The sequence below is a fragment of the Mesorhizobium liriopis genome (assembly GCF_024053505.1).
GTDB lineage: Bacteria > Pseudomonadota > Alphaproteobacteria > Rhizobiales > Rhizobiaceae > Mesorhizobium_B > Mesorhizobium_B liriopis.
The window spans coordinates 55,940-81,880 of the sequence record NZ_JAMXQS010000003.1 but is presented as its reverse complement, the minus strand read 5'-3'; the positions used below and the strand labels follow the sequence as shown (position 1 = coordinate 81,880).

The following is a 25,941-nucleotide window of genomic DNA, read 5'->3' as shown; positions in this document are numbered from 1 at the left end:
ATTGATCCTGATTGTCTGCCATTATTGCGGTATTGTGTTAGGGACAATGTTAGGGACGCACGCATGGTTAGGGCGCTTAATAAGCTTACCGATGCGGCCTGTAGGGCAGCCTCGTCAGCCGGACTTCTGAGCGACGGGGGAGGCCTTTACCTTAGCGTTAAAGTCTCAGGTTCGAAGTCGTGGAGCTTCGTTTGGCGCGATGGCAGCAGGCGGCGCGAGATGGGCTTGGGCAGCTATCCGGCCGTCAGGCTTAGTCGTGCACGGGGGCTGGCAGGCGAGATCCGCACAGCAGTGGCTGAGGGGCGTGATCCAATTGCCGAGCGCAAACAAGAAGAGGAGCTCACGTTTGGTGAGTGCTCGACACGCTTCCTATCGATGATGGAAGGGCAGTGGCGCAATGATAAGCATCGCGCCCAGTGGCGCATGACGCTCGAAGTCTATGCAGCCAAAATCGCTAATCGCAAAATTTCGGAAGTAACAACGGCCGACGTGCTTTCTGTGCTGACGCCTATTTGGGGAGCAAAGCCAGAGACCGCCTCCCGTCTGCGTGGTCGCATTGAGCGTGTGCTTGACTTTGCCAAGGCACAAGGATGGCGCTCGGGCGAGAATCCAGCCCTTTGGCGAGGACACTTAAAGAACGTGCTTCCGGCTCGCCAAAGACTCAGTCGTGGCCACCATGCCGCCATGCCTTACGGTGAGCTGCCGCTCTTCATGAAGGAGCTACGTACTCATGAAGCACTTGCTGCACGAGCGCTGGAATTCTTAATTCTGACGGCTGCACGATCAGGCGAGGTGCTGGGTGCGAAGTGGGAGGAGATAGATTTCGACGCTGCCCTCTGGATCGTGCCTGCTTACCGCATGAAGGCAGGACGAGAGCACCGGGTGCCGCTTCCAGCGAAAGCCGTCCGCATCCTTGCCGACCTTCATGAGGTGCGCTCATCAAGTTTCGTGTTCCCTGGGCAAAGGATAGGGCGGCGCAGGGCTGATGAAAAGCGCGGACAGGGTAGAGCTGAAACCAATCGATTAGTCGCACGTAGATCCACTTCCGCCAGACCCGGCGACTCCATAATCGGAGCAGTATCAGACTGCGATCGTCCGCTTTCCTCCATGTCCATGGAGATGCTGCTCAGGCGCATGAAGAAGAACCATTGCACGGTCCATGGCTTCCGCTCATCTTTTCGCGACTGGGTGGGGGACGAGACGCATTTCCCGCGCGATGTCGCCGAGCAGGCACTCGCACATGCTGTGGGTGATGCCACGGAGCGCGCCTATAGGAGGGCAGACGCGCTGGAGAAGCGCAGGCAGCTAATGCAGGAGTGGGAGAGGTGGTGCGAGGGTGAGCTAAAGGAAGTAGTAGAACTGAATTGATGCTACGCGCACTGGCAATATCAAAATCAGAGGGACTGCGCACTAGTGGCTCGTCAAACAAGAAAACTTACCGAAGAGCAATGCAAATCCGCTTGGATTGATCGTAAGAAAGCCATCCTTGGTGATGGTGGTGGATTATACTTAAGGCGATTTCCAACAAGCTATTCTTGGGTCTTCATATGGAGGGAAGATGGCAAGCGACGTGAAATCGGTCTCGGTGGATACGGGAATAAAGTATCGTTAGCGGAAGCTAGAAAACGCGCTGACCGGGCAACGCGTCACATAGCTGCAGGGCGCGATCCAGCAGATGCGATGTTTAAAGTGCGTCAGCTATTTTATCGTACCACATTTGAGCAACTCGTTCGTATATTTGTGAGAAAAGCGAACCGTGGCACATTTAGTCATAAGCTCCGCACGGATTATTGCAACATGTTGTTGCGCTGCTGCAAAACTATAAGAAATATGAAATTATCGGCTATCAAGGATAGTCACATACTCCACGATCTTAAAAATATTAAGCAGAATGAAAAACTAGTAAAATTCATCAAGTTCCGTATTGGAAATGTTTTTCGATGGGGTAAATGGAATGGATTCCAGACAAGTCCTGACATGGCATCGATTGTGGCCTGATATGTAGCGTAACGGGGGTGGTTTGACTTGCGATGTGGGGAGACGCTTAAGGGCGCTAAGCTTCTTTAACTGATCAAATGTTATGTTCTTAATGATGGACGGATCTCGTCCGCGGCGGCATAAAAGCGAAGGCATTTCATATGCTCGTACGACGTCGCTCATGTTAACGACAGGCGTGCGCTTCAAGCATGATTTTGCGGTCCACCAATATCGGAGCTGACGAAGTCCACCTTCTGGAGGCGGTGCGCAAATAATCACCAGGATGGGTTCGACCTCGGCAAAAAGTTCGCTGTAGTCGTGCACTCTCTTTGGCATCCGGAGACACCATCGACGTCATCATCGCGACCGGGTTGACCAAAGCGTAAGCGGTAGGCGATCCACACAGTGAGACGCCACAGCGGTACAAAATTAGGTCGACAAAGCTAATCTGAGAGTCAGCGACCTTATCGTAGCGGGTCGTATTCTTTCATCCGTTCTCAGATTTGCCGACTGAGTGCTCAATGCGCCTGTGCAAGCGAACCTTTACATCGTGGTGTAGCGTCCCGTCCCCCGGTTGCTCCCAACGGGAATGCCGTCTCGACCTTGGAGCTCGTCGGTTCGTCTCGGGCCGCCGCGGCACCAATATCATCAGCGTTTCAGCTGGACATAAAACCGGGCGAACTGGTGCAGGGCAAGCAACTCAGGGTGTTCACTGTAATGCATCAAACTCCCAGCCGGAGAAGAGTGCTGGTCATCCTTCTAGTGTCCTCGCTCGGTGACCATCACCCAACGCCTGTGTGCAGTTGCAGGATGAGAAAGTGTGGCATGGCGCTCTTCATTTGGCCTGCGATCTGATTTTATGAGAAACTAGATCGCGCAGGATTTGCTGAAGCAATTTCATCAGCTTACGCAATGCGAATCTTTTTTTGGTACGTGCAAATTGGCTATCCCGCTTGTAGCCACTGCAAGCACCATGTGCATAATCGCACACCATCTCAACGAACCAGAGATGGTCCAATGCAACTAAAACTCGCAGTAACTCTCCGGGAAGCCTCAGCTCTCTCAGGTCTGAGCCGTTCTACCTTCTACAAGCTCTTCCGATCAGGGGTGCTCAAGCCCCGCAAAGTTGGCAAGCGCGTATTGATCCTGATGCCAGAACTTGAGGCCTTCATTCGCACACTTCCAACGGGGAGTGATCAACATGAGCGTTGAAATGAAAAGCCCGGGAGCGCTGGCAGGCGCTCACCGGGCTAGATCAGTCAAGAAATCTGGCGGAAAACTCGACGCAGCAAGATTTAGCAGTACGGACAGCAGGTTTGAAGCCAATAATTCCGCGTCATTGTTGCGGCAACATCTCTATCCCTCTGCTTCCCGGCCAGCAGGGACTCTAAGTATTTTCGCTCTCCGAAATGCAGCACGTATTCTCGGAGGCGTGGTGCTCGATCGCGGTCGATTGCTTGTGCCTGGTCCTGGGCATTCATCTTCTGACCGCTCGCTGCTGGTAGATTTGTTCGCTGACGGCAATTGTCGAGTGCATAGCTTCGCCGGCGACGCATGGCCTATGTGCAAGGATTATGTTCAACGCCGACTGAGGCTGCGATCTCGAGATCCGCTGATTTCTATGCACGATACGCGCGCTGTGACGAAGAGTGCAGCAACTGGCGCCAGCGCTTGGCAAAGCATCTGGAATGCGTCTCAATCGATCCTCAAAAGCCCTGCGGAAGCCTATCTCGCTAGTCGCGGCCTGCAATGCGCGAGCGGAGAGCTGCGATGGCATCCTTCCTGTCCATTCGGGCGAGAGCGCGCAGGGTGTATGGTTGCGCTAGTCCGTAACATTGTGACCAATGAACCACAGGCCATTCATCGAACAAGGATCCCTAGCAGCGGAGAGAGGGTAGTTCGCAAGGCGCTTGGCCGTCTTACTGGCGGCGCAGTCAAGCTGTTCGAGAATGCAGATGTGACCCTCGTTCTCGGTATCGGTGAAGGGATCGAAACAACACTGAGCATGTGTCATCTGCCAGGTCTAAATCAACTACCTGTTTGGGCATGTCTCAGTGCGACGGGCCTGAAAAACTTCCCTTTACTAGCTGGACTTGAGGCCGTCTGGATTGCTGCTGATCATGACAAAAGTAAACAAGGAGTAACTGCCGCAAGGCACGTGGCCCATCGTTATCAGGATGCTGGACAGGAGGCACTGGTTCTAGTGCCAACGGTTGAAGAAAGCGACTTAAACGACTGGATCTCGATCCATGTTTAAGCCTGACACCGATATCACGCGCCTTTCGATTGCAGACGAAGTAGAGCTCTATCATTTCCATCCGAAAGGACGTAAGCGGGATCGTAAGTTCTCCGCACTCCCCGGTCACATATCTCTACAAACCTTTACTGCCGGCGAATTATTAGCGCGCAAATTTGAGCCTATCAAATACGTTGTACCAGGTTACGTCGCAGAAGGCTTGACTATCCTTGCTGGCCCACCCAAGCTCGGAAAGTCATGGTTTGCGTTGCACATGGCCGCAGCTGTGACTTCTGGTTTCTCGTTCCTGAACCGGATTGCCGAACCACGTGTGGAAGCCCTTTATCTTGCCCTTGAGGACAACGAGCGCCGCCTGCAGTCACGCATTAACAAGCTCTATGAAGGAAAAGCGGCGGGAACTCAGCCAGCGCTGACTGGTCTGCACTTTGCGATAGACTGGCCAAGGGCAGATAATGGAGGCATCACGAAGCTGAAGGAGTGGATTGAATGTCACCCTAAAGTGGGCTTGGTCATTGTGGACGTGCTCGCAATGTTCAAAGGCCTCGGCGGAAATCGCAGACAAACGCAGTACGATGCTGAATATCTTGCTGTGAAAGAATTGCAGACACTTGCTTTGGAAGCAAAGGTTGCAATCGTTGTCATTCACCACACGCGTAAGATGCGTTCGGAAGGCAGCCCGTACGAGGAAATCTCAGGCACTTATGGACTACAAGGGGCTGCAGATAGCTGCCTGATCCTTAGGCGGGAAAGTGGCGGTGTTGTATTGCGTGGGCATGGGCGAGACATTGAAGAGATCGAAACTGCCGTCAGGTTCAACGAGGTAACCTGCACTTGGGAGGTGATAGGCAGCGCTAACGAGGTCGGGCTGAGCTCAGAGCGGCAGCGCATCCTAGAAGTCTTAAAGACTGCAGGCGAGCCACTTCGTCCCAATGAGATTCTGCAGCGAGCAGGAATGTCCAGCGAAGCATCACTCAACGTGATGCTACATCGCATGTACAGAGTGGGCGAACTCGTGAGGGCCTCACGCGGCGTCTATGGGCTCCCGGGCAGAGTCTACGAAGCGAGTAAAATCGGTAAGAAAGTAACAAGGTAAGGTTGGGCGCCGTTGGCAGTGCGTGGTTGGAGTTGGCAGCAGCGGAAAAATCCAATCGGCACCTGCTTCAAGCTTTCAATCTTACTAGTCTTACCGACCTTACCAAGCGTGCAGGGTGAATGCGAACGCCGTACATGGCGGCAACAAAGCTTGCTGCGCGCTCAGGGTTCGCGTGCTCTCCGAAAAGTTGGGTGATCATGTACGGTCCCAATAGAGTGAATTCGTCATGGGGTCTTAGATGATGGCCTGTCAAAGCCGTACATCCTTTTGCGTGTTTGATCGGTGACGGCAGTGAGGCTTCGATGAAAAACCCCACATCACAAAGCCTGCCAGATGGCCGCCCCGATCCGCGGATAGATCCGTTCTGGTGGCGCTATTATCAGGACTATGGCTGGTTTCCATGTCCCGGCGCGAAGCGCAAAAGCCCGGACTATCGATGTGGCAAGTGGGAGTGTTACTGCGGCCTCAAGTGCGAGCACATGGCTGCAAGGGGGCTTGATGGCGATGGGAAGCCGTTGCCAAAGAGTGAGAGACCTCGGTGTGGCGCAAAGATCCGACAGGGTGGGTTATGCGCCGTGCGTGTTGTGCCTGGGAAGATGCGTTGTCGTCTCCATGGTGGCCTATCGACGGGACCGCGAACTCAAGAGGGACGAGCCAAGCTGAGCGCATCGCTGGCAGATCGATGGAAGGTGTTCAAGCAGCGTCTGACCGATCTCGAGGCGCAACAGGCTGCCGAGCAGCCTGAGCAGCGGAGTTCGCGGTGCAGCGAGCTTCGTCGGTATCGACGGCAGAACAAAACTTCGTTTTAGCCTCGAGTGATTAGCACACGTGAGGTAATGACGGATCGCGAAGTCGGCATTCTGCATGTGCGGTGTGCCCATCACCATAGACTGTCTGGCTGACGTTATCGCTGCGCCAAGCGCGAATTTTTCTCACCCCCGCCTGTCTATAGCGCCGATAGTTATTGCTGAGTTGGCAGATAATCCTGTCGCCTGCGCGCGTCTTAGAAGGTGATGCGCGACGGCAAAAACAGGCGGGCGCAAGGCGGAAGCCAATTTTTGGTATCATGAGCGGTTCGCCTAGCGGTCTGCCCGCTTGCACCAGCTACCGTGGCTTCCGGCCGCGCTTCAGTGTTTCAGGAGGCTGATCTCCAGCCCGCGGTTTCTCAAACAGGTCAGTTACCGTCACAGCCAGCACGCCAGCAATGCGATCGAGCAGGTCAACAGTCGGGTTCTCAGTTTGGCGCTCAAGGCCACCCAGATAAGCACGATCGACTTCAGCGTCCGCTGCAAGGCGTTCTTGCGAGATGCCGCGTGCCACGCGCAGGCGGCGCAGGTTCCATGCAACAAGTGCCCGCCCATTCATATGGCCAAGCCACCATTGGGATGGCTACTTAACCACTGGCTATAGCCATCATTATTGGATAGCTTTCTCGCTCAAGGCTGATGCAGAGATGCGGGGAGGCAACGGGTGGTTTGGGGCGGCACTATTGGCAGCAACACCCCACCCATCAGGCCTCTCCGGTTCTGCTTTGGTTGCGGAGCAGAAAGACATGCCAGCCATCGTTTCTGCGGCAGCTGCGGCACGAGTTTAGGCGAGCGGGTTGAAGAACCAATCGCAGCCGCTCGGCCGCTAGATGATGAGCAAATCTCCGAAGAGCTTGAGGCCAGCTTGCAGGTGGAACTCGGCAAAGGCCCACGGGCCCGGCCAGTACAGACTACAACCCAAATTAGTCGCGTTCCGCACGGGCGCCTCATCAGGCCATGGCACAGGATCTGGATCTGGGCTGCCTGGTTGGCACTGCTTGGGTTCGCTGCAGCTACGCCGCCATATGGCGCAGCACCAAGTTCGCTTAGGGATGCCTTCGTAGCGGCAACGCTTTGGGTGCTTACAGCGGCAATCGCTTGCGCGGTCATTGCAATTCGGAAACCTAAACCAGCGTTATCGCTATACATCGCCCGATGGCATGATGACGCCGCTCGAACGGGTACTGTTCGGAATGCCTGTCTATTTGTGGCAGTCCTGTTTTGTGCTGGGGCAGTTCTCTCTTCAGCGGTCCATTCCAGCCAAGTCGTTTTGTTTAGCTTTGCCGAGGGCATCGCTTGGCTGATCCCTGCATATTTTGCAGCGATGGCATTACGTTATGTCGGCGTGCTTGCCATCGTCGCTTTTGCCGGATGCCTCGCCGTCAAGTACTTTGGCAATGGCAACACAGGTGCTCTTGTCTATGCAGCGCTGTTTGGGGTGCTCTTCCGCATATGGATGGAGGGGCGTTTCGCGAAAAGGCAACTCAAGCCGCAAGGTTTGACGGAAGCCTCTCGCAAGGCTCCACGCCTCGAACCGCAGCTCCTTTGAGCCTGTGCGTTTGAGTTTCGGACGTTAAGTTGTCAGACAGCTGGAGACCTTAAATTACCGAACCAAGCATCGGCTGTGAATTTTATCCTATGCCCGTCTAGACGCCTCTCGCGTTCCGGGTATGTTCACTGTCCATGCATTTGATTCATTCCTCTGTCCGCATGGATTATCTCGGCCCAGTTGCCGAGGGCTCGATCATCCTCCCCCGTGTGGCAACGACCATCTGTGCGGGCTTTCCCTCGCCTGCTGATGACTGGATCGAAGACGACATCGATCTGCAGAAGATCCTCGTCACCAACCGTGCCGCAACCTTCATGTGGCGGGTGCAGGGCCACTCCATGCGCGACGCCGGCATCTTCGACGGCGATGTCGTTCTGATCGATCGTAGCCTCTCGCCCAAGGATGGTGACGTGGTGGCCGTCTCGGTCAATGGCGAAGTCAGTTTGAAGGTGTTCCGCCGCAACGGCCAGCTCGAGTTCGCCAACAAGGACATGCCAGCCTGGCCCATGCATGAGAATGCCGATATCCAGGTCTGGGGCGTTGTCACCTACTGTCTGCACATCCCACGCGCATGAGCGCGTTTCCCCGCTCCTATGCACTGTCTGACGGCAACAGCTTCTACTGCTCCTGCGAGCGGGTGTTCGATCACAAGCTGAACCATGTGCCCGTCATCGTGCTCTCCAACAATGACGGCTGCGCCATTGCCCGCACGGCAGAGGCCAAGGCGCTGGGCATCAAGATGGGCGAGCCCTGGTTCATGATGCGCGACCTCTGCCGCGCCAACGGGGTGCGGGTCTTCTCATCGAACTACGCGCTCTATGGCTCGATGTCGAACCGGGTGAACGAGGTCTACCGCCTGTTTGCCCCACGCGTGGAGATCTACTCGATTGATGAGAGCTTTCTCGATCTGACGGACGTGGCACCGAAGACAAGGGCTGAGCTTGCCCGCGACATGCGCTCAACCGTCGGCCGATGGACCGGCATCCCGACCTGTGTCGGCATTGGACCCACAAAGACCTTGGCCAAGCTTGCCAACCATATCGCGAAGAAGAACCCCGAGCTTGGCGGCGTCTGCGACCTCACCGACGAAGCAGAGCGCGACCGCTGGATGCGCAAGGTGAAGCTTGAGGAAGTCTGGGGCATCGGCGCGCTGTGAACGCACTCAGGTGATGCCACGGTCGCGAGAGGGGTCGCAGGAGGATCGATCTCCGCAAGCGAGATCTTCTTTCGGACTACCGGTGTCTACTTCCGTGCGATCGACTTAGAGCCGATCATATCCAGAAGCGCTCTCGCGGCCCTGCTCACCGCGCGGTCTTCATGCATGATTAGTCGAAACTCGCGGCCGCCAATGTCGAGCGACATGGCAACCAGCGCTCCGCTTTCGATCCCGCTGCGTGCCACCGATATTGACACGATGGTGGCCAGAGTGCTCTCCGCGACGGCTGCGCATAGCGCCTCATTCGACGGCAGTTCGAAGGCGATGTCGAGATCGTGCGGATCGCGGCCCATGGTGCGCAGCGCTGCCTCGAAAGTGGATCTTGTGCCAGATCCCGCCTCACGCATTGCCCAACGCGTCTTGTGCAACTCCTTCGGCAGTTTCGGCGGGTTCGCGGCCCAAGGATGCCGCTTGCCGACCACCACGATCATATCGTCGCGGTCGATGACCTGCTGGTGAAGGCCAGGCTCGTGCGCGTTGCCTTCGATCAGGCCGATGTCGACCTTGCCACTGAGCACTGCATGCACGCTCTCCGCGGTGTTGCCGGTCTGCAAGTCGAGCTTCACGGACGGATAAGCCTCGTTGTACGCGACTATCCGGCTTGGCAGCCAGAAGCTGGCGATGGTTTGGCTGGCGAATATGGAAAGACATCCAGCGCGCAGGCCGCTCAAGTCGGCCAGCGTCGCCTCGGCATTGCGGCTTGCGGCCAGCACCGCGCGGGCTGACGCCACGAATGCAACGCCTTCGGGGCTCAGCTCGATGCGCCGCCCGACGCGATTGAACAAAGTGACGGCATGGCGCGCTTCGAGGGCCGATATCGCGCTCGAAACCGATGACTGCGTCAGATTCAGTTCGGCAGCGGCGTTTGTAACATGCTGGTGCTCGGCAACCGCGACAAAGATCCTGAGTTGCTCGAGCGTCATCTGCCTTCTGTTTTATCCGAGCGCCTGACTGGACAGTAGGCCCACCACAGCAATAAACAACGTTGCGGATCCTGCAAGCACTAGCGGTCGCAGTCCACGTGCGCGGATCGACTGGAAAGTCGTGCAGAGACCCAGCGCGCCGAGCGATGCGGTCAGCAGGATCGGCGTGACCTGTACCAACAGCGTGTGAATACCATCCGGTACAATGTCGAGGCTGGAGGCCAGCATCGCCGCGATGAATGCGATGACGAAGACGGGGAATATTTGCGTGAAGGACAATGATTTGGCGCTCTGACCCGAACCACCCTTCGACAGAGCGGCCATTCCAATCAACAGCGGCGCAAGAAGCAACACGCGCGACAGCTTGACGACGACACTGGTCTCGCCTGCTTCTGCTCCGTACTGGAACCCGGTTGCGACGACCTGCGCGACCTCATGTATCGACGAACCCGCCCAGAAGCCGAACTGACCCGGCTCGAGCCGCAGAGAAGCCCCGGTGACCGGATAGAGTAGCATCGATATGGTTCCGAACAGCGTGACGCAGCCGATCGCGTAGGCGACGTCTTCGTCTGGCCCGGAGCGGATCGAATCGGCCGCCGCGACCGCGGAAGCGCCGCAGATTGCCGTTCCCGCGCCTATAAGGCGGGCGAGAGACATGTCCACCCCAAGCAGCCGCGCGCCGAGAAGTGTGAAGAAGTAAGTGCTGGCGACGATTGCCGCGAGGACCAGCATTCCCGAGAGACCGACCGCGAACACTTGCGCCAGCGTCAGCTGGAAGCCGAGCAGAGCGACGGCGAGGCGCAGCATTCCCTTGCCCATCAGCTTCACGCCTGGCATCGCATTGAGCGGGACCGCGACGAAGTTCGCAAACAACATTCCGAGGAAGATCGCCGTGATCATCGGGCTGAAATTGCTCATGCCCGGTACCTGTCGTAGCCCGAACGCTGCTGCTGCCACGATCGCCACCAGCGTCACGCCCGAGACGTAGCGTAAAAAACCAATCTTGGGGCTGGAGGACGGTTGGTATTCGATAGAGCTCAACGTCGAAATCCAAGTTACACCTTTCGCGTAGCCCGAGGTGAAAACTTCCGTCCAATTAAAAAATCCGGACAAATCATTCGCGGATTTCGAACAATCGTCAAATTAGATGCCAAGTACGAAGGGAGGATTAGACGTGCCTCTCTTATGCAATAATCATATCCAGACGGCCGACCGTCAGAGCTGGGAGTGGCGTCTAATCGATTGTTAGGGGGGGGCTTCGGTCGGTCCTCCTATTTAACATTCCGAAGTAACAAGAACGAAATTTAGGAGACTGAAGACAGACTTGTTAGAAATCCTTCGAGGAGCGCGCCGGTGACGATCTGGCTCAACTAACTAGTCGCTCTTAACGTTGAGGCGGCTAGTCCGACCAGCGTCGCGAATAGAGATTTCCCGTGGGCGTACCAGAAATCCAAATTCGCAGTAGCTTTGGGTTCGTTGTCCTGCCTAGAGGCAGTGGCTGGGTGATAGTCGCTCCCATCTCGTGCTTGTTGCATTGCCGACGGGCGACGAGATAGCCACATCATGTGTCCTAGCCAAATAAGTTACAAAGCGCGCGTGCACCGGGGGAGAAGGAAATCAGACTAGCCTGGTCCTTGAGGGCGCGCCCCCATTCCTCAATTTTCTCTTCGTTGAACTCCCTGCTCGATCCCGCGAGCATGATGCAGCCGATCAATTGTCCCGGCTGGCATACTAACGCCGCGCCGATGGCGGACAATCCGACGAAATTTTCGTCCAAGTTTGTCGAGAAACCGCGCACCCTGATCTGCTCCAATTCGCTGTCAAAGTTTGCTGGGTTCGTGATCGTATTGGGCGTTAGCGCTTCGTATGGGCCTTCCCCCAAAAGGTTGTGGCGCCTCGCAGGGGCCATGTGCAGCAGCATGATCTTGCCTGAAACGGCAACGTGCAGCGGGTTGGTCAGGCAAGTTCCATAGTAGGGGGTCAGCACTCCGGATACGCCAGACACTTCCAGTACGAGACGCTCGTTGCTGACGAAAACCACCAGGGACGAGGTGAGATCGGTCTTGGCCCTCAACTGCCTAAGCGGTTCCATGGCATCACGGCGCAGAATCTGGAGCGGATGATACATTGTCAAAGGGCTCAGCGTCTTTGCCGAGGCATGGTAGCGCTTGCCGCTAGCGTCCCGCTGCGCGTGGTTCGTATCGCAGAGGGTCTGCAGGATCCGGTGCACCGTGCTGGCGGTGAGATGCACGGCTTCTGCAATCTCGTGCAGCGTCATCGGCTGCATCGCTGCCGCCAGCACCTCTAGTATCGCCAGTCCCCTACCCAGCGCACTGTCGTCGGATCGGCCTTCAGGCGACCGTCCTGCCTTCTTCCTCTCAATTCTTGTCATGGCGTCCCGGAAAAAAATGAAAGATTTATTCCACAAAATACAAATTATAACGCAAAAAACAATAAAAGTATTGCTCAGTTTGTGCTCCCGTGTTTCGTTACGGTTAGCAAGATACGGGCGCCAGGAGTTGTCCCGACCCTGATCAAACGCAGCTTGGAGGAGAGACGTATGATCACTATCAAGCGATGCCGTGCGCTTGCCGGCATTCTCGGGGCTATGGTTGCCGCGGGCCTTTTCACAGCTTCTGCAGCGCAAGCACAGGACAAGATCGTCGCGAATGGCGAGACGGTCCGCATCCAAGAATATCCAGGAGCGGTTATTCATTTCACCCAGTGGGTCGCCGCGGACAAAGGCTTCTGCGAAGCGCATGGCCTGAAGTGCGAAATGGTGAAGATCCCGAGCGGACCGGTAGGCCTGCAGGCGCTCGTCGCCGGCAGCCTAGACGTCACCTTCGCTTCCACCGAAGTGACGATGCAGGCCGCGTCGCGCGGCAACGACGTGCAGCTGATCGTCGGTCACTCGCCGGATAACATCTACACGCTCAGCGTGAAGAAGGGCGTCCCGCTTCCGAACAAGGAAAAGGGCTTCCCGACGTCCGTTCAGGACCTCAAGGGCCTCAAGGTCGGGGTCACGGCTCGCGGTTCGGGCACCGAACTCCAGACCCGCGCAGTGCTGACGGGTGCGAAGATGTCGGCTGACGACGTGACCTATGTCGCCGTAGGCGGTCCGGGCACCGCCTACGGTTCGATGCTGTCGGGCCAGATCGACGCCGGGATGATGTTCGAACCCTTCCGCACGATCTGCCTGGTGCAGGATACGTGTGTTGACCTCCTAGACTTCGCGAGAGGGGAGGGCCCGGCTGAGATCAGCGCGCTCAACGGCGCATTCGAGACCTATGCCGCGCGGCGTAACTTCATCGAGAAAAACCCCGTCGTCATCGATGCCTTCATTCAGGCAATGACGGAAGCGACGGCGTGGGTGAACGATCCGGCGAACCAAGTCGAACTGCTCGAACTCGTGAAGAAGCGGTTCCAGCTCGGCGCCGACATCGCCGATGCCGACAAGATCCTCGAGGAACTGGTCAGGAGGGGGGCGCCTCTTTACGGCGTCTCGATCGACCGCGGCGCGGTCAAGGCCTTCTCGGACTATCTCATAAACGCCGGCCTGATCACGGATCCCGTCGATCCGGAATCCTTCGTCTACAGGAAGGCTCCGACTCCGTGAGCGTCAACGCGCAAGCTGTCGCCAGAAGCACGATGAGCATCGTTTCCGAAACTCTAAACTCAGCGAATGCGGCGGCCACTTCGTCCGACCGCATCGTGATCGACGGTCTCGATCATCGCTTCGGCGAGAGCGTCCATGCCGCGTCGAATGTCTCGTTGACATTTGCTCCCGGTGAGTTCGTGTCGATCGTCGGGCCGTCCGGTTGCGGTAAGACGACGGTGCTCAATCTTCTCGCCGGCCTAATCAAGGTGCAGACCGGCACGCTCTCGATCTTCGGCAAGCCGCCGAAAGCGGGCAGGCACGACGTCGCCTACATGCTGGCGCGAGACTGCCTGTTTCCTTGGCTGACGGCCGAGCGGAACGCTGAGTTCGGCGCGGAGATCAGGGGCATGGATCGCGCCAAGCGGAAGAGCCGCGCGCGCGAACTGCTGGAGGCCGTGGGGCTGAAGGGGTTCGAGGAGAGCTATCCGAAAGCGCTTTCGCATGGCATGCGCCAGCGCGTCGCGCTCGCCCGCACCTTCTGCCTGGAATCGCCGCTGCTGTTGATGGACGAGCCGTTCGGCGCGCTCGACGCCCAGACCAAGCTGCAGCTCGAGGAAGTGCTGTTGTCGTTGTGGATGAAGGAGCGGCGCAACGTCGTCTTCATCACGCATGACCTAGCCGAAGCCATCACGCTGTCGGACCGCGTCATAGTCATGAGCAGCCGGCCCGGACGCGTCATCGCCGACATACCTATCGACCTGCCGCGCCCGCGCTCCGTGTCCGCGCTGCAAAAGGACCCTGCCTACCACAGACTCTATGCCCAGGTGTGGGAGCAACTGGAAATGGGGTTGAAGTCGTGAGCAATCCGTCGACCGTCCCGAACTTCGAACGCTTTGAAACGATCGCGCTGGTGGTCGCCCGGATCGTGTTCCTAGCCTTCTTCTTCCTCGGCTGGGAGTATGTCGCGCGTAACAGGATCGTGGATCCGCTGTTCATCGGTGTTCCGTCCCAGATCGCGAAGTTCCTCTGGAACGGCCTGTTCGTCGACTACAGCATCATCAGGGATCTCGTCTGGACGCTGGGCAGCACGTTCTTGGCGTTTGCCATCGGCAGCGTCGCGGGCATCGCCACCGCCCTAATCTTCATCACCTGGCCGCTGTTCGAGCGGTTTAGCGGGCCGTTCTTTTCCGCGCTGAACGCGCTTCCGCGCATCGCGCTTGCTCCGCTGTTCCTGTTGTGGTTCGGCCTCGGCATCTGGTCGAAGGTCGCGCTCGGCGCCAGCCTCACATATTTCATAGTGCTAAGCAGCGCGGTCGCCGGCATACGAAGCACGAGCGCCGACCATCTGACGCTGTCGCGCACCATGGGTGCTAGCAAGCGTCAGATATTCATGCGCGTGACGCTGCCGAGTGCGGTGCCTACCATCTTCTCCGGCCTGAGGCTCGGCTTGATTTACGCGCTGCTAGGCGTGATCGGCGGCGAGATTATCGCGGCTGAACACGGGCTAGGCCAGCTCCTGTCGTTCCTTGCCGGAAGCTTCCAGATCAGCGGCATGTTCAGCGTGCTCCTGATCCTGGCGATCCTCGGAACGGTTCTAATCGAAGTCATGAACATCGTCGAAAAGCGCCTCCTGCGTTGGCAGTGAGCGGATACATACAAGGAAGGCAATCGATATGAGCGACGCTGCCACAAGCTGGGACGGATTGAGCGAGGCTGTCGCCGTGCAGGCGGGTGACGGCAACAAGATCAGCTACGAGTTTAGCTACGCGGATGTGCTGGAAATATTGCGGCTGGTCGACAGCACACCGAACGTGCGCAAGCTGTCGCTGGCGATCGGCGACCTGAAGGTCGAAGTCGAACGCGATGGCGCTTCCGACGGCGAGGTGCAGTCGGTTGCGCTACAGCCAAAAGCCGCAGCACCCGTCGCATCGCCGGTCCCGGAACCGTGGCCCTCGCGCAAGCCCGCCGCCAAGCCGGCGCAGGACAACGCCGTTAACGCCGTCTCCGTGCGGTCGCCAATCGCGGGCATCTTCTACCGGGCGCCTGCGCCCGGCGAGCCGTCCTTCGTGGAAGTCGGGACGGAAGTCGAGGCGGATACCGTCGTCGGCATCATCGAAGTGATGAAGGTCATGAACAACATCCGTGCCGGTAGCCGCGGCGTGATCAGCGAGATCTGCGTGGATAACGAAGATCTGGTCCAGTTCGACCAGACGCTGTTCCATCTTGACGCACCAGCAGGGGACAATGCGTGATGAACGCCCCAGCTGCACGGCCCCGCATCCGGTTCACAGACGAGACCTTCCGTGACGGTCCGCAATCGGTCTGGGCAAACCGCATGCGCACAGCTTCGATGCTTGACGCCGCGCCGATCCTAGACGATTGCGGCTTCGACCGCATAAACCTGATCAGCGGTTCGGCGTTCGAGACCGCGGTGGTCTATCTCTTCGAAGACCCCTGGGAGCGTCTCCACCTTCTGCGCAAGCGCATCAAGAAGACTGACACGATCGTTTTGGTGCGCGGCCGCAATCTCTTCGGGTGGAAACGGTATTCGGACGACGTCGTCGAACTCTTTATGCGCACGCTGAAGAACATCGGCGTCGACTGGGTGCTCATCTTCGACGCGCTGAACGACACAAGCAACGTCGAGTTCCACGTCCGCTGCGCCAAGAAGCTCGGCATGGGCGTGCTTGGATACGTCACCTATTCGCTGAGCCCCGCGCACACGCCCGAACATTTCGTCGAGAAGAGCCGTGAGTTCATCGCGGCCGGCGCCGACGGGATCGTCTTCGGAGATGCGAGCGGCCTGCTCACCGGAAAGACCGCGCGGGAGAATTTTTCGGCGCTGCGCGGCGCATTGCCCAACACGCTTTTGGAGTTCTCCGGCCACGATGCGACGGGACTTTCTCTCGACTGCTATTCCGCCGCGCTCGGTACCGGCGTCGACGGCTTCTTTAGCGCGTCTCGTCCGGTCTCCTACGGGGAATCGCTGCCGGCGACCCGCGACTTGGTGCCGATGGTGTCGGAACGCGGTTTCGACACCAGTCTCGACGACCGGCTGCTGCGCCGCGTCGACGACCATTTCCTCTGGGTGGCCTACCAGGAGGGGCGTCCGTTCAGCCGGTCGGTGACGCCGGATGCCGAGAACTTCCGGATCTTCGCGCACCATCAGGTGCCAGGCGGAATGATGTCACACCTCGTCAGCCAGCTGAAGGGGCTAAACCTCATCGACCGGTTGCCGGAAGTTCTAGAGGAGACCGGCCGCGTCCGCGAGGAGATGGGCTTTCCCGTCATGGTAACGCCGTTCTCCCAGCTGGTGACTGTTCAGGCAACCTTCAACGTCCTCGAAGGCAAGCGTTACCACACCGTTCCTGAAGAACTTCGCCTCTATATGCGCGGCCACTACGGAAGGTCGCCCGGCACCATCGACCAGAACATCCTCGACCGGGTCGTCGGCAACGACACGCCTATCGACGCGACGGCGGTTTTCGGCCGCGAGATGGTGGCCGACTTCAAAGCGGAGCAGGGCCCATTCGCATCAGACGAGGATTTCCTACTGGAACTCTTCAACAGCAAGACGGTGATCCAGAAATACCGCGCCCAGCGCAAGGCCACGCGGCAGGGCGACGTTCCGCCGCCGCTGATGGGGCTCATGCAGGAGATGGCGAAGCGGACTGATGTGAGCAGGCTGTCCATGCAGAGCGGCACGATTAGCTACAGCCAGCACATGTGAAAAGGTAAATGGCTATGAAGAAGTACCCGTTGAGCGGGGTGCGCGTCGTCGCGCTCGAGCAATACATAGCTGCGCCATTCTGCACGATGTGGCTGGCCGATTGCGGTGCCGAGGTCATCAAGATCGAGCGTCCTGGCAGCGGCGATCCCCGACGCGACTACCAGCCTGCCCTGAAGGGCAAGGATGGCGAGACCGTGTATGGTGGCTTCGTCACCTACAACCGCAACAAGAAGAGCCTGACGCTCGATATCCAGACGCCGGAAGGCCGGGAGGTCTATCGCGACCTCATCCGCGGCGCTGACGTTGTCGTGGAAAACCTGAAGCCCGGCTCGGTCGAAAAGCTCGGGCTCGGCTACGAGGATCTGCGCAGGATCAACCCGCGGCTGATCTATGCCGCGATCAGCGGTTATGGACGCACAAAGGAACTCGAAGGCGCGTTTTCAGGACTGCCGGCGTTCGATCCCGTGATTCAGGCCATGTCCGGCATCACCAATCTCTTCGGCGAAGAGGACGGTCCACCCGCCGTCAGCCCGGTGGCGCTGGGCGACCTGTTTACCGGCGTCATGGCCGGATACCAGGTCCTGCTTGCGCTCTACATGCGCGAGAAGACCGGCACCGGCCAGTTCATCGACGCGGCGATGTACGACAGCCTCGTCGGCCTAAACGAGAAGAGCGTCATGCTCTACACGTTCGCGGGCGAGATTCTGACGCGCGGCCGCGACAGGTACCAGGCGCCCTATCGCACCTTCGCGGTCAGCGACGGCTTCGTCGCGCTCATTACACCCAACGAATTTATCTGGGCGCGTTTCTGCAAGGCGCTCGGGCGCGAGGACTGGATAACGAACCCGTCGACGGCGACGGGCCGCATGCGCGCCGCCAACACCGCGGAGTGGGAGCCCTGGGTCGAGGAGTGGATGGCCGCGCGAACCGCCGACGACGTGGTGACCACGCTCGACGGTTTCGGCGTGCCGGCAGGCAAGGTCCAGACTGGACGCGACCTCGTGAAGTGCGAGCACCTCAAGGCCCGCCACGCACTGGTCGAGGTCGAGGATCCGCATGTCGGTAAGCTGACACTCGCGCGCGCTCCGGTCCGGCTGTCCGATATGCCAGAGGTGCCGACGGCGTCCGCGCCGATGCTCGGCGAACACACGGACGAAATCCTCGAGCGGACGCTCGGCTACTCCGCCGAGCGCATCTCGACCTTAAAATCGTCCAAGGCAGTGGCGTAGGAGGCAACGATGCAAACCAGTCAGTTGAAGGCTTCGAGCATCGACGCCGAACCGGCAACAACACTGTCGGGCTGCGAATGCCTCGAATGCGGGCGCCGTTTCGTGCCCAAGCGGACGTTCTGCACCGAATGCGGCAGCGACAACCGGATGAAGGACGTCCGCGTCGCCGGGCCCGGCAAACTCTATTCCTATTCGGTCGTCCACATCGCTCCAAAGGGTTTCAAGGTGCCTTACGCAGTCGGCTACGTCGATCTCCCCGGCGACGTTCGAGTGCTAGGGCAGATTATGGGTTGGGAAGCGACAGAGCTACAGTCGGGTATGGCGATGGACATCGGCCACGCGGCCATTGCGACTGAAGCCGACGGCTCGGTCAGGGAGAGCTTCGTCTTCCTGCCTGCCGCCAATGCCACCGGGAAGGAGAATTGAGCGTGTACGGGCAACAGAATGTCTTCCTCCTCGGCGGCGCCATGACGCCTTTCGGGAAGTTTCCTGAACGGTCGTCCGAAGCGATGGCGCAGAGCGCCGTGATCGGGGCGCTGAATGACGCCGCCCTGAAGCGCAACGCAATCGAGGCCGCTTACGTAGGCAGCGTGTTCCAAGGCAGCCTAGGCGGCCAGCGCGTGCTCAAGGACCTCGGCATGACCGGCATGCCGATCTACAACGTCGAGAACGCCTGTTCGAGCGGTGGCACCGCGCTGTCGCAGGCATGCCTCGCCGTTGCCGCGGGCCAGGTCGAAACAGCGCTGGTGGTCGGCGTGGAACAGTTGAGCGCGCGCGGTAAGGGGCCTCTCGCCCTCGACACGGGTGATCCTGAAATCGCGCAGGGCCTGACCATGCCGGCACTCTACGCCATGCGGACCCGCGCCTATCTCCACAAGCACGGCGGCAGCATTGAGCAGGTCGCGGAAGTCACCGTCAAGAACCGCAGGCACGCTGTGACGAATCCGTTCGCGCAGTTCCGCGATCCCTGCACGGCCGCCGAAGTGCTGGCCTCCAGGCCCGTCTCCGACCCGATCACTCTCTTGCAGATGTGCCCCAATGCCGACGGGGCGGCGGCAGTTATCGTTTCGGCCAAGCCAGGGGCGAGCAGCGACAGGAAAGCCGTCCAGGTCTCGGGTTCGGTTGTGCGCAGCGGAAAGTTCGCGCAGGGCTATCGCGACCTGACGGTGCCCGACATTTCCATCGGCGCGGCGCAGGCGGCCTATGAGATGGCAGGTATAGGTCCGGAAGACGTCGATCTCGCCGAAGTCCATGACGCGGCGGCGATCGCCGAAGTGATCTATTACGAGGCCCTCGGCTTCTGCCAGCCAGGCGAGGGATTGGAGCTCCTGATGTCGGGCGCAACAAGCATCGGCGGCCGCATTCCGGTAAATCCAAGCGGCGGACTTTTGTGTCGCGGCCATCCGCTGGGCGCGACGGGCGTCGCCCAGATCGTCGAAATCATGTGGCATCTCCAAGGTCGCGTGGGCGAGCGTCAGGTCGAGGGCGCCAAGGTGGGCTTCGCTCACTGCACCGGCGGCGGCATCTGGGGCGTCGACAACGGCGCCTGCACCGTTCACGTCCTGTCGGCGTAGCGTACAGCGATGACGGACGCGCTGAAATCCAGTAGGGTTGTCGTCACTGGCGCCGGAGGCGCCATCGGTGGCCGGCTCGTTCGGTCGCTGCTTGAAGCCGGCGCACACGTGACGGCCGTGGATCTGCACCTCGCGCACATGGCTGCCGACCCGACGAAGCTGCGGTGCGTGGAAGCCGATATTGCCGACGCTGGTGCGGTCCGCGCTGCGGTCGACGGCGCCGACATCGTCTATCACCTCGCCTATCTCATGGGCGAGGAAGCAAACCGCGAACCCGTCGCTGCTGCGCGCATCAATGCGGTGGGCGGCACCGGCCTCCTGCAGGCCTGCAGCGAGGTGGGCATCGGTCGTGTGATCCTCGCGAGCTCGGTCACCGTCTTCGGCAGCCGCTCGGACTACAAAGCAGATGACCTGCCGCTCGGCGACGACGCCGCGCTGCTGGGCGCCAAGGGCGTCGCCGTCTACGGCGCTGGCAAGGTCTACATGGAGCTTCTGGCCGGCTTCTATGCGCGTGAGCACGGCATAACGATCACGGGATTGCGGCCGGGAGCGGTCGTTGGCGCCAGCCGGAAAAACGGCCGCGCCAAGGCACTGGCGAATGTCGTGGCCACCGCGGCGAGCGGGCAGATTGTTTCGATCCCGAACGGCAGGGCAGCCTTCCAAGCAATCCATATCGACGATGTCGTCGGCGCGTTCGTCGCGCTGGCTTCCGTCGAGACGAATGTGCTTGCCGGCGGACGGTTCTTCAACCTGGCGGGCGACTACGCGACGATGCGGTCCTTCTGCGACGAAGTCGCTGCCCAGCTTCCGGGCTCCCGCTTCGAGATCGAGGACGGCAACGCGGACGAGTTGTTCGGTTCGGTGCCGCAGGTCCTCGACGAGGGAGTTAGCAAGGTCGTCGGCTATGCGAGACACCATCGCTCGCTGCGAGAGGCGATCTCAGCGGAGATCGAGGAAATCGGTGGGTCCGGAAATCTGTCCGCAGCCTGACGACAATTGTGGCGCGAACGCGCCCTGGATCAACATGCAGTGGCTTCGCCTGTGGGCGACGTGGGAGTTTCCATGAAAAGAGTTCTGATTGCCAATCGCGGAGAGATCGCCCTGCGTGCCGTGCGCGCGTGTCGAAAGGCCGGGCTCGAAAGCGTCGCCGTCTATTCGCGGGCGGACGCTGCTTCGCCGCATGTGTGGGCCGCCGATCACGCCGTTTGCATCGGCGCGGCATCTCCGTCCGGCAGCTACCTGCTCGCCGACCTCTTGATCGAGGTCGCGCGATCGACCGGCTGCGACGCGGTTTATCCGGGCTACGGATTCCTTTCCGAGCGCGAGAGCTTCGCCAAGGCATGCATCGAGGCCGGCCTGATATTCGTCGGGCCATCGCCTGAAGTGATCGCGACGATGGGCGACAAGGCCTCGGCGAGGCGAACCGCGCAGGCGCTCGGCGTGCCGGTCGTGCCCGGCAGCAAGGACGGTTTCGTGTCGGCCGAGGCCGCGTTGCCATATGCGAAGGAAATGGATTTCCCGCTGCTGCTGAAGGCCAGCGCGGGCGGCGGCGGGCGAGGCATGCGGGTCGTCCGCGACATCACGGACTTCAAGTCGATGTTCGAGCAGGCGTCTGCCGAGGCCCTGTCGGCCTTCGGTAACGGCGAGATCTACATTGAGCGCTTCTTCGAGAATGTCAGGCACATCGAGGTGCAGGTCTTCGGCGACAGCCACGGCAACTATAGGCATCTCTGGGAGCGCGATTGCAGCGTTCAGCGCCGCCACCAGAAGCTGGTCGAGGAAGCTCCGTCACCGCTGATGAGCGACAAGGTCCGCCGCGAGATGACCGATGCGGCGCTCGCGATGATCGAGAAGATCGAATACCGCAACGCCGGCACGATCGAGTTCATCTTCGACGTAGCGACCCAGAAATTCTTTTTCATCGAAATGAACACGCGCATCCAGGTCGAGCACCCGGTCACCGAACTGCTGACCGGCCTCGACCTCGTGGTGGAACAGTTGCGCGTCGCCGCCGGCGAGCAAATCTCCTTCGACCAGATGAAGACGCTTCCCGACCGCGCCGCGATCGAGTGGCGCATCTGCGCCGAGGATCCGGTGCGCGGCTTCGCGCCCGGTCCGGGCCGAATCATCCGCTGGCGCGCGCCAGGAGGCAAGAATGTCCGGCTCGATAGTCACGTCTACGAGGGATACGAAGTCCCGCCGCACTACGATTCCATGATCGCCAAGTTGCTGGTCGGCGGTCGCGACCGCAAGGAAGTGCTTGAAAGGTCGCGCCGGGCGTTGGATGATTTTCAGGTCGCTGGCATTCCGACGACGCTGTCGTTCCATCGCGAGCTGCTGAAGAACCCGGCATTCCAGGAAGCGTCCATCCACACCCGCTGGCTGGACGAACGGAACGCGGCGCATTGACTGGGACCGGAGGCACGCAAGGCGCAGCTCCGAGTTCCACGGGAACGATGCGCAGGGTGGCGGCCACTGGTCCGGGTGGCCCGGAAGTCCTACAACTGGAATCTGCGGCGATACCTGAGCCTCGGCCGGGCGAGGTGTTGATCCGCCTGCATGCCGTAGGCGTCAACCGCCCCGATGTGTTGCAGCGCGCAGGTTCCTATCCGCCACCGCCGGGCTCGACGTCGATCCTAGGGCTGGAGGGCGCAGGCGAGATCACCGCGGTCGGCGAGGGCGTCGATAACTGGAAGGTGGGCGACCTCGTGTGTGCGCTGCTCCCGGGCGGTGGCTACGCGGAATATTGCGTGACGCCTGCAGCGCATTGTCTGCCCATCCCCGACGGCTTCGACATGCTGACGGCTGCCGCTGTGCCGGAAACGGTTCTGACCGTGTGGGCGAACGTGATCGAGGCCGGAGCGCTGAAGCAAGGAGAGAGCCTCCTCGTCCATGGAGGGTCGAGCGGCATCGGAACTATGGCGATCCAGATCGCCAGGTCGCAAAACACGCGCGTCTTCGCGACCGCCGGCTCCGACGAGAAGTGCATGGCCTGCGCGATGCTCGGCGCAGAGCGAGCGATAAACTACAGGCGCGAGGATTTCGTCGAGGTTGTGAAGTCGCTGACCGACGGGCGCGGCGCCGACGTCATTCTCGATATGGTCGGCGGCGACTATGTCATGCGCAACCTGCGTGCGCTGGCGGTCGAAGGCCGGCACGTGTCGATCGCCTTCCTGCAGGGGAGCACCGTCACGTTGAACCTCACGCATATGATGATGCGCCGCCAGGTCCTGACCGGCTCGACGCTGCGCGCCCGCTCCGACAAGGAGAAGGCGCGTCTCGTCTCGAAGGTTCGCGAGGCCGTCTGGCCTAGGCTTGCGGCGGGCGAAATCCGTCCGCTAGTACATAGCGTCTTCGATCTGGGCGAGGTGGCCAAGGCGCATGAGCTCATGGAGACCAGCCGGCACATCGGGAAGATCATGCTGAAGGTCCACGATTGACCGGCCCCGGTCTGGTCAGCTCAGGGTGACTTCTGCGAGAAGGACCGTCGAGGTCGAAGCCGGAGGTCAGCTTGCGCAACTCCTCCAGCAGCGTTTCCGCCAGCGTGACCCGCTCGTTGTCGGGCAGGTGGACCAGCCCGACCGTTCGGTATGTCGCCGTGCCCGAAAAGGCGAGCTGCCTCACCGCGAGCGCGTTGGGATCGATCAGCCGGCGCTGCGGGATGATGGACACGCCGAGGCCGTGATGGACCATCGTGGTGACCGCTTCCAGCGTATCCAGGACCATCATTTCGGAGACCTGCAAGCGTCTGCGCTTCAGGAAGGCGTCGATCAGTTCACCGACCCAAGCATGCCGGGTGTAGCGGATGAACGGCATCGTCGTGATGAGTTCCTCCGCCTTGCGAAGCGGTGCATCGGGGGGCGCGATGCAGATGAGCGGCTCGCGCAGGAACGGGTGCCACTCGACGCCCGCGCTTCCTTCCACCAGATCGCTAACAATCGCCGCGTCGAGGCTGCCTTGCCTGACTCGAGTCACCAGCTCAGCGGAATGACCCATCGAGAGCTGGACATGGAGATGCGGATAGTTCGCCCGCATGGCCACCAGCGCCTTCGGCATCATACCGGTTATCACGCTCGGTACGACGCCAAGCGCGAGGTTGCCTTCGACCGGCACCTCGTCGTTGCCGTAGAACAGCCGGTCATAAGCCTGCACGGCCTCGGTCGCCTTGCTCATGAAGCGTCGTCCGGCCTCGTTCAGCACCGGCGGTCGCTTGCTGCGGTCGAACAGTTCTATGCCCAGTTCCGCCTCGAGAGACCTGATCTGGACGGTTACCGCCGACTGCGTCCTGCGGACCGCGGTCGCGCCACCGGCAAAAGATCCGGCTTCGACGACAGCCAGCAGAGTCTTCACATCTCGTATCGACATAAACGCCACGTAGTATGAATATTGATAAATCATACCTTTGATATTTTTCGTTTCTTTTCAAGATAAATCTGGCCTAGTTTCCAACTGCACTCCGACCAAGCATTGCGCACACGGAAGCGGCTGTGCGTTCGTAGCCAGCCGAGGAATTGAAGTTGCAGCCTGAATCGTCCAGCCGAATCGCAGTCCTTACGGGAGCCGGAGGGGGTATCGGAAGTGCGGCCGTCCGCCGTTTTCTCGAGGCAGGATATTCGGTTGCTATGGTCGACAAACAGGCGCCGGCGCTCGACGGCCTGGAGCAATATGCCGACCGCCTGATGTCGCTGCCTGCGGACATCTGCAACCCGTCCGAGATCGCCGCCGCAGCAGGTGAAGTGAAGAAGCGCTTTGGGGGCCTGCACGCGCTGATCGTCAACGCGGGTATCGGCCCCGGCGGGACGATCTTGGAGACTTCGGAAGAACTGTGGAAATCCGTCATCGATGTAAACCTGACCGGCAGCTTCAACACGATCAAGGCGTTCGTGCCTCTCATGCTTGAAACGCAGGGCGCGCGTTCGATCGTTCTCACGTCGTCCGTCCTGGCGACGCGCGGCGCGCGCAACATGGCAGCCTATGGCGCCTCTAAGGCCGGGTTGATCGGCCTGATGCAATCCGCCGCTCAGGAATTCGCCGGAGCGGGCATCACGGCCAACGGCATTGCACCAGGACCTATCCATACGCCGCTTCTCGACAGCATGGCTGGCGACACCCTCGGCGAACTGGCGCGCATGGTCCCGGTCGGCCGCCTGGGAACCCCTCGGGACGTGGCCGACGCCGTCGTGTTCCTCGCGGGCGAGGGCGCCATGTACATCACTGGACAATTGCTGGTCATCGACGGCGGCCTGAACGGGCGCGCCTACTGGCGCGACAAGTGAGCGTCGCAGGTCAAGCGCAGAAAATCGAAGCGTCGCCTGTGCTGCGCAGGAAGTGGAGGATCTATATGACGGCCCTATTCGAAGCACATCAATCGCGGTCGAGTAGCAAAACCATTGCGACCGACGTTCTCCTGGTTGCGGGCGGCTCGCTTCTCATGGCCGCCGCGACTCACGTGACGGTGCCCTTCGATCCCGTTCCCCTCACGCTGCAGACGCTCGTGGCCATCGGCCTTGGCTTCGCGCTCGGTCCGAAGCGCGGCGGTGCGGCAATCCTCGCCTATATCGTCCAAGGGCTGGCAGGCTGGCCTGTGTTCGCCGGCACGCCCATGCAGGGCGCCGGCATCGCCTATTTGCTTGGGCCGACCGGCGGATTTATCATCGGCTTCCTGGTCCAGGCCGTAGTTGCCGGCCTGCTTGCGCAGCGCGGATGGGGGCGCAGCATGTTGACGGCGATGGGCGCCGGCCTGCTGTCTACTGCCAGCATCTATCCCACGGGCTTGCTCTGGTTGGGCTCGGTCATCGGCTTCGACAAGACGCTGCTGGCGCTCGGTTTGTATCCGTTCGTGCTCGGCGACCTAGTCAAGGCGCTGCTGGCGGGTAGCCTTCTCTATGTGAGCTGGTCCGTGATGCGCGGGAAGAGAAAGTAACATGGCTCGGCCAGCACCTAGCCAGCGCCTTCGGTTGCCATCCGTCTCATGCGAAGGCAGGAGGAG

General features: G+C 60.0%; 26 protein-coding genes and 2 pseudogenes. 22 read left to right on the top strand and 6 right to left on the bottom strand.

All coding sequences use genetic code 11. From position 1 onward, the window contains the following. Window positions 1-63: 63 nt before the first annotated feature. The 6 genes from NGM99_RS06115 (at window position 64) to NGM99_RS21720 (ending at window position 6,136) form a co-directional block, all read left to right on the top strand. The gene (locus NGM99_RS06115; RefSeq protein WP_252817123.1) at window positions 64-1,368 is read left to right on the top strand and encodes a tyrosine-type recombinase/integrase; all 1,305 of its coding nucleotides are present in this window, start codon (window positions 64-66) and stop codon (window positions 1,366-1,368) included. Between the two features lie 45 nt (window positions 1,369-1,413). Then, on the top strand, window positions 1,414-1,998 hold the full coding sequence (locus NGM99_RS06110) for an Arm DNA-binding domain-containing protein (RefSeq protein ID WP_252817121.1): 585 nt from the start codon (window positions 1,414-1,416) through the stop codon (window positions 1,996-1,998). A gap of 891 nt (window positions 1,999-2,889) precedes the next feature. Continuing rightward, the gene (locus NGM99_RS21725; protein ID WP_353937385.1) at window positions 2,890-3,189 is read left to right on the top strand and encodes a helix-turn-helix domain-containing protein; all 300 of its coding nucleotides are present in this window, start codon (window positions 2,890-2,892) and stop codon (window positions 3,187-3,189) included. Then, window positions 3,179-4,234 carry a DUF7146 domain-containing protein gene (locus tag NGM99_RS06105; RefSeq protein WP_252817119.1) on the top strand — a complete coding sequence of 352 codons (1,056 nt, stop codon included), beginning with the start codon at window positions 3,179-3,181 and terminating at the stop codon, window positions 4,232-4,234. Before NGM99_RS21725 ends, NGM99_RS06105 begins: the two co-directional genes overlap by 11 nt. Further along, window positions 4,227-5,327: an AAA family ATPase gene (locus tag NGM99_RS06100; protein WP_252817118.1), complete on the top strand. Its 1,101-nt coding sequence runs from the start codon at window positions 4,227-4,229 to the stop codon at window positions 5,325-5,327. The genes NGM99_RS06105 and NGM99_RS06100 overlap by 8 nt, the downstream gene beginning before the upstream one ends. A gap of 302 nt (window positions 5,328-5,629) precedes the next feature. After that, window positions 5,630-6,136 carry an HGGxSTG domain-containing protein gene (locus NGM99_RS21720; protein WP_353937384.1) on the top strand — a complete coding sequence of 169 codons (507 nt, stop codon included), beginning with the start codon at window positions 5,630-5,632 and terminating at the stop codon, window positions 6,134-6,136. 295 nt (window positions 6,137-6,431) lie between these two features. Here NGM99_RS21720 and NGM99_RS06095 read toward each other — a convergent pair whose 3' ends face one another. Further along, a complete protein-coding gene (locus NGM99_RS06095; RefSeq protein ID WP_252817116.1) occupies window positions 6,432-6,692 on the bottom strand; it encodes a helix-turn-helix transcriptional regulator in 261 nt (86 codons plus the stop codon). Between the two features lie 648 nt (window positions 6,693-7,340). Between NGM99_RS06095 and NGM99_RS06090 the strand changes: the two genes are divergently transcribed. From NGM99_RS06090 to NGM99_RS06080, 3 genes and pseudogenes are all read left to right on the top strand, one after another. Continuing rightward, on the top strand, window positions 7,341-7,682 hold the full coding sequence (locus NGM99_RS06090; RefSeq protein WP_252817114.1) for a hypothetical protein: 342 nt from the start codon (window positions 7,341-7,343) through the stop codon (window positions 7,680-7,682). 134 nt (window positions 7,683-7,816) lie between these two features. Further along, complete coding sequence (locus tag NGM99_RS06085; protein ID WP_252817112.1) at window positions 7,817-8,257, top strand: LexA family protein; 441 nt, start codon at window positions 7,817-7,819, stop codon at window positions 8,255-8,257. Continuing rightward, window positions 8,254-8,829 (top strand): annotated as a pseudogene (locus NGM99_RS06080) (Y-family DNA polymerase); the annotation flags it as partial. The gene NGM99_RS06085 and the pseudogene NGM99_RS06080, both read left to right, overlap by 4 nt. Window positions 8,830-8,924: 95 nt before the next feature. Here NGM99_RS06080 and NGM99_RS06075 read toward each other — a convergent pair. The 4 genes and pseudogenes from NGM99_RS06075 to NGM99_RS06065 form a co-directional block, all read right to left on the bottom strand. After that, window positions 8,925-9,611: a LysR substrate-binding domain-containing protein gene (locus NGM99_RS06075; protein WP_252817110.1), complete on the bottom strand. Its 687-nt coding sequence runs from the start codon at window positions 9,609-9,611 to the stop codon at window positions 8,925-8,927. 39 nt (window positions 9,612-9,650) lie between these two features. Further along, window positions 9,651-9,821: pseudogene (locus NGM99_RS21715) on the bottom strand (LysR family transcriptional regulator); the annotation flags it as partial. A gap of 12 nt (window positions 9,822-9,833) precedes the next feature. Next, window positions 9,834-10,862, bottom strand: coding sequence for a YeiH family protein (locus NGM99_RS06070; RefSeq protein WP_252817109.1), 1,029 nt, complete (start codon window positions 10,860-10,862; stop codon window positions 9,834-9,836). A 529-nt stretch (window positions 10,863-11,391) separates the two neighbouring features. Continuing rightward, window positions 11,392-12,582 (bottom strand): IclR family transcriptional regulator, encoded by a 1,191-nt coding sequence (locus NGM99_RS06065; protein ID WP_252817107.1) that lies wholly within the window; start codon window positions 12,580-12,582, stop codon window positions 11,392-11,394. 15 nt (window positions 12,583-12,597) lie between these two features. Here NGM99_RS06065 and NGM99_RS06060 point away from each other — a divergent pair, with 15 nt between their 5' ends. From NGM99_RS06060 to NGM99_RS06010, 11 genes are all read left to right on the top strand, one after another. Then, a complete protein-coding gene (locus NGM99_RS06060) occupies window positions 12,598-13,437 on the top strand; it encodes an ABC transporter substrate-binding protein (RefSeq protein ID WP_252817105.1) in 840 nt (279 codons plus the stop codon). Window positions 13,438-13,469: 32 nt separating this feature from the next. After that, a complete protein-coding gene (locus NGM99_RS06055; RefSeq protein ID WP_252817102.1) occupies window positions 13,470-14,279 on the top strand; it encodes an ABC transporter ATP-binding protein in 810 nt (269 codons plus the stop codon). Beyond that, window positions 14,276-15,064 carry an ABC transporter permease gene (locus NGM99_RS06050; RefSeq protein WP_252817100.1) on the top strand — a complete coding sequence of 263 codons (789 nt, stop codon included), beginning with the start codon at window positions 14,276-14,278 and terminating at the stop codon, window positions 15,062-15,064. The genes NGM99_RS06055 and NGM99_RS06050 overlap by 4 nt, the downstream gene beginning before the upstream one ends. Window positions 15,065-15,092: 28 nt before the next feature. Next, window positions 15,093-15,671: an acetyl-CoA carboxylase biotin carboxyl carrier protein gene (locus NGM99_RS06045; protein ID WP_252817098.1), complete on the top strand. Its 579-nt coding sequence runs from the start codon at window positions 15,093-15,095 to the stop codon at window positions 15,669-15,671. Further along, window positions 15,671-17,149 carry a hypothetical protein gene (locus NGM99_RS06040; RefSeq protein ID WP_252817096.1) on the top strand — a complete coding sequence of 493 codons (1,479 nt, stop codon included), beginning with the start codon at window positions 15,671-15,673 and terminating at the stop codon, window positions 17,147-17,149. The genes NGM99_RS06045 and NGM99_RS06040 overlap by 1 nt, the downstream gene beginning before the upstream one ends. 14 nt (window positions 17,150-17,163) lie before the next feature. After that, complete coding sequence (locus NGM99_RS06035) at window positions 17,164-18,378, top strand: CaiB/BaiF CoA transferase family protein (protein ID WP_252817094.1); 1,215 nt, start codon at window positions 17,164-17,166, stop codon at window positions 18,376-18,378. Between the two features lie 9 nt (window positions 18,379-18,387). Continuing rightward, complete coding sequence (locus tag NGM99_RS06030; protein WP_252817093.1) at window positions 18,388-18,804, top strand: Zn-ribbon domain-containing OB-fold protein; 417 nt, start codon at window positions 18,388-18,390, stop codon at window positions 18,802-18,804. A gap of 2 nt (window positions 18,805-18,806) precedes the next feature. Beyond that, on the top strand, window positions 18,807-19,952 hold the full coding sequence (locus NGM99_RS06025) for a thiolase family protein (protein ID WP_252817091.1): 1,146 nt from the start codon (window positions 18,807-18,809) through the stop codon (window positions 19,950-19,952). Window positions 19,953-19,961: 9 nt separating this feature from the next. After that, the gene (locus tag NGM99_RS06020; protein ID WP_252817090.1) at window positions 19,962-20,942 is read left to right on the top strand and encodes an NAD-dependent epimerase/dehydratase family protein; all 981 of its coding nucleotides are present in this window, start codon (window positions 19,962-19,964) and stop codon (window positions 20,940-20,942) included. Between the two features lie 72 nt (window positions 20,943-21,014). After that, on the top strand, window positions 21,015-22,361 hold the full coding sequence (locus NGM99_RS06015; protein ID WP_252817088.1) for an acetyl-CoA carboxylase biotin carboxylase subunit: 1,347 nt from the start codon (window positions 21,015-21,017) through the stop codon (window positions 22,359-22,361). 47 nt (window positions 22,362-22,408) lie between these two features. After that, window positions 22,409-23,392 (top strand): NAD(P)H-quinone oxidoreductase, encoded by a 984-nt coding sequence (locus NGM99_RS06010; RefSeq protein ID WP_252817086.1) that lies wholly within the window; start codon window positions 22,409-22,411, stop codon window positions 23,390-23,392. On the opposite strand, the gene NGM99_RS06005 is transcribed toward NGM99_RS06010, so the two are convergent. After that, on the bottom strand, window positions 23,370-24,302 hold the full coding sequence (locus tag NGM99_RS06005) for a LysR family transcriptional regulator (protein WP_252817084.1): 933 nt from the start codon (window positions 24,300-24,302) through the stop codon (window positions 23,370-23,372). The genes NGM99_RS06010 and NGM99_RS06005 overlap by 23 nt on opposite strands. 161 nt (window positions 24,303-24,463) lie before the next feature. On the opposite strand from NGM99_RS06005, the gene NGM99_RS06000 reads away from it, so the two are divergent. Further along, on the top strand, window positions 24,464-25,228 hold the full coding sequence (locus NGM99_RS06000; RefSeq protein WP_353937383.1) for an SDR family NAD(P)-dependent oxidoreductase: 765 nt from the start codon (window positions 24,464-24,466) through the stop codon (window positions 25,226-25,228). Between the two features lie 65 nt (window positions 25,229-25,293). Beyond that, window positions 25,294-25,875: a biotin transporter BioY gene (locus tag NGM99_RS05995; protein WP_252817080.1), complete on the top strand. Its 582-nt coding sequence runs from the start codon at window positions 25,294-25,296 to the stop codon at window positions 25,873-25,875. Window positions 25,876-25,941: the final 66 nt, after the last annotated feature.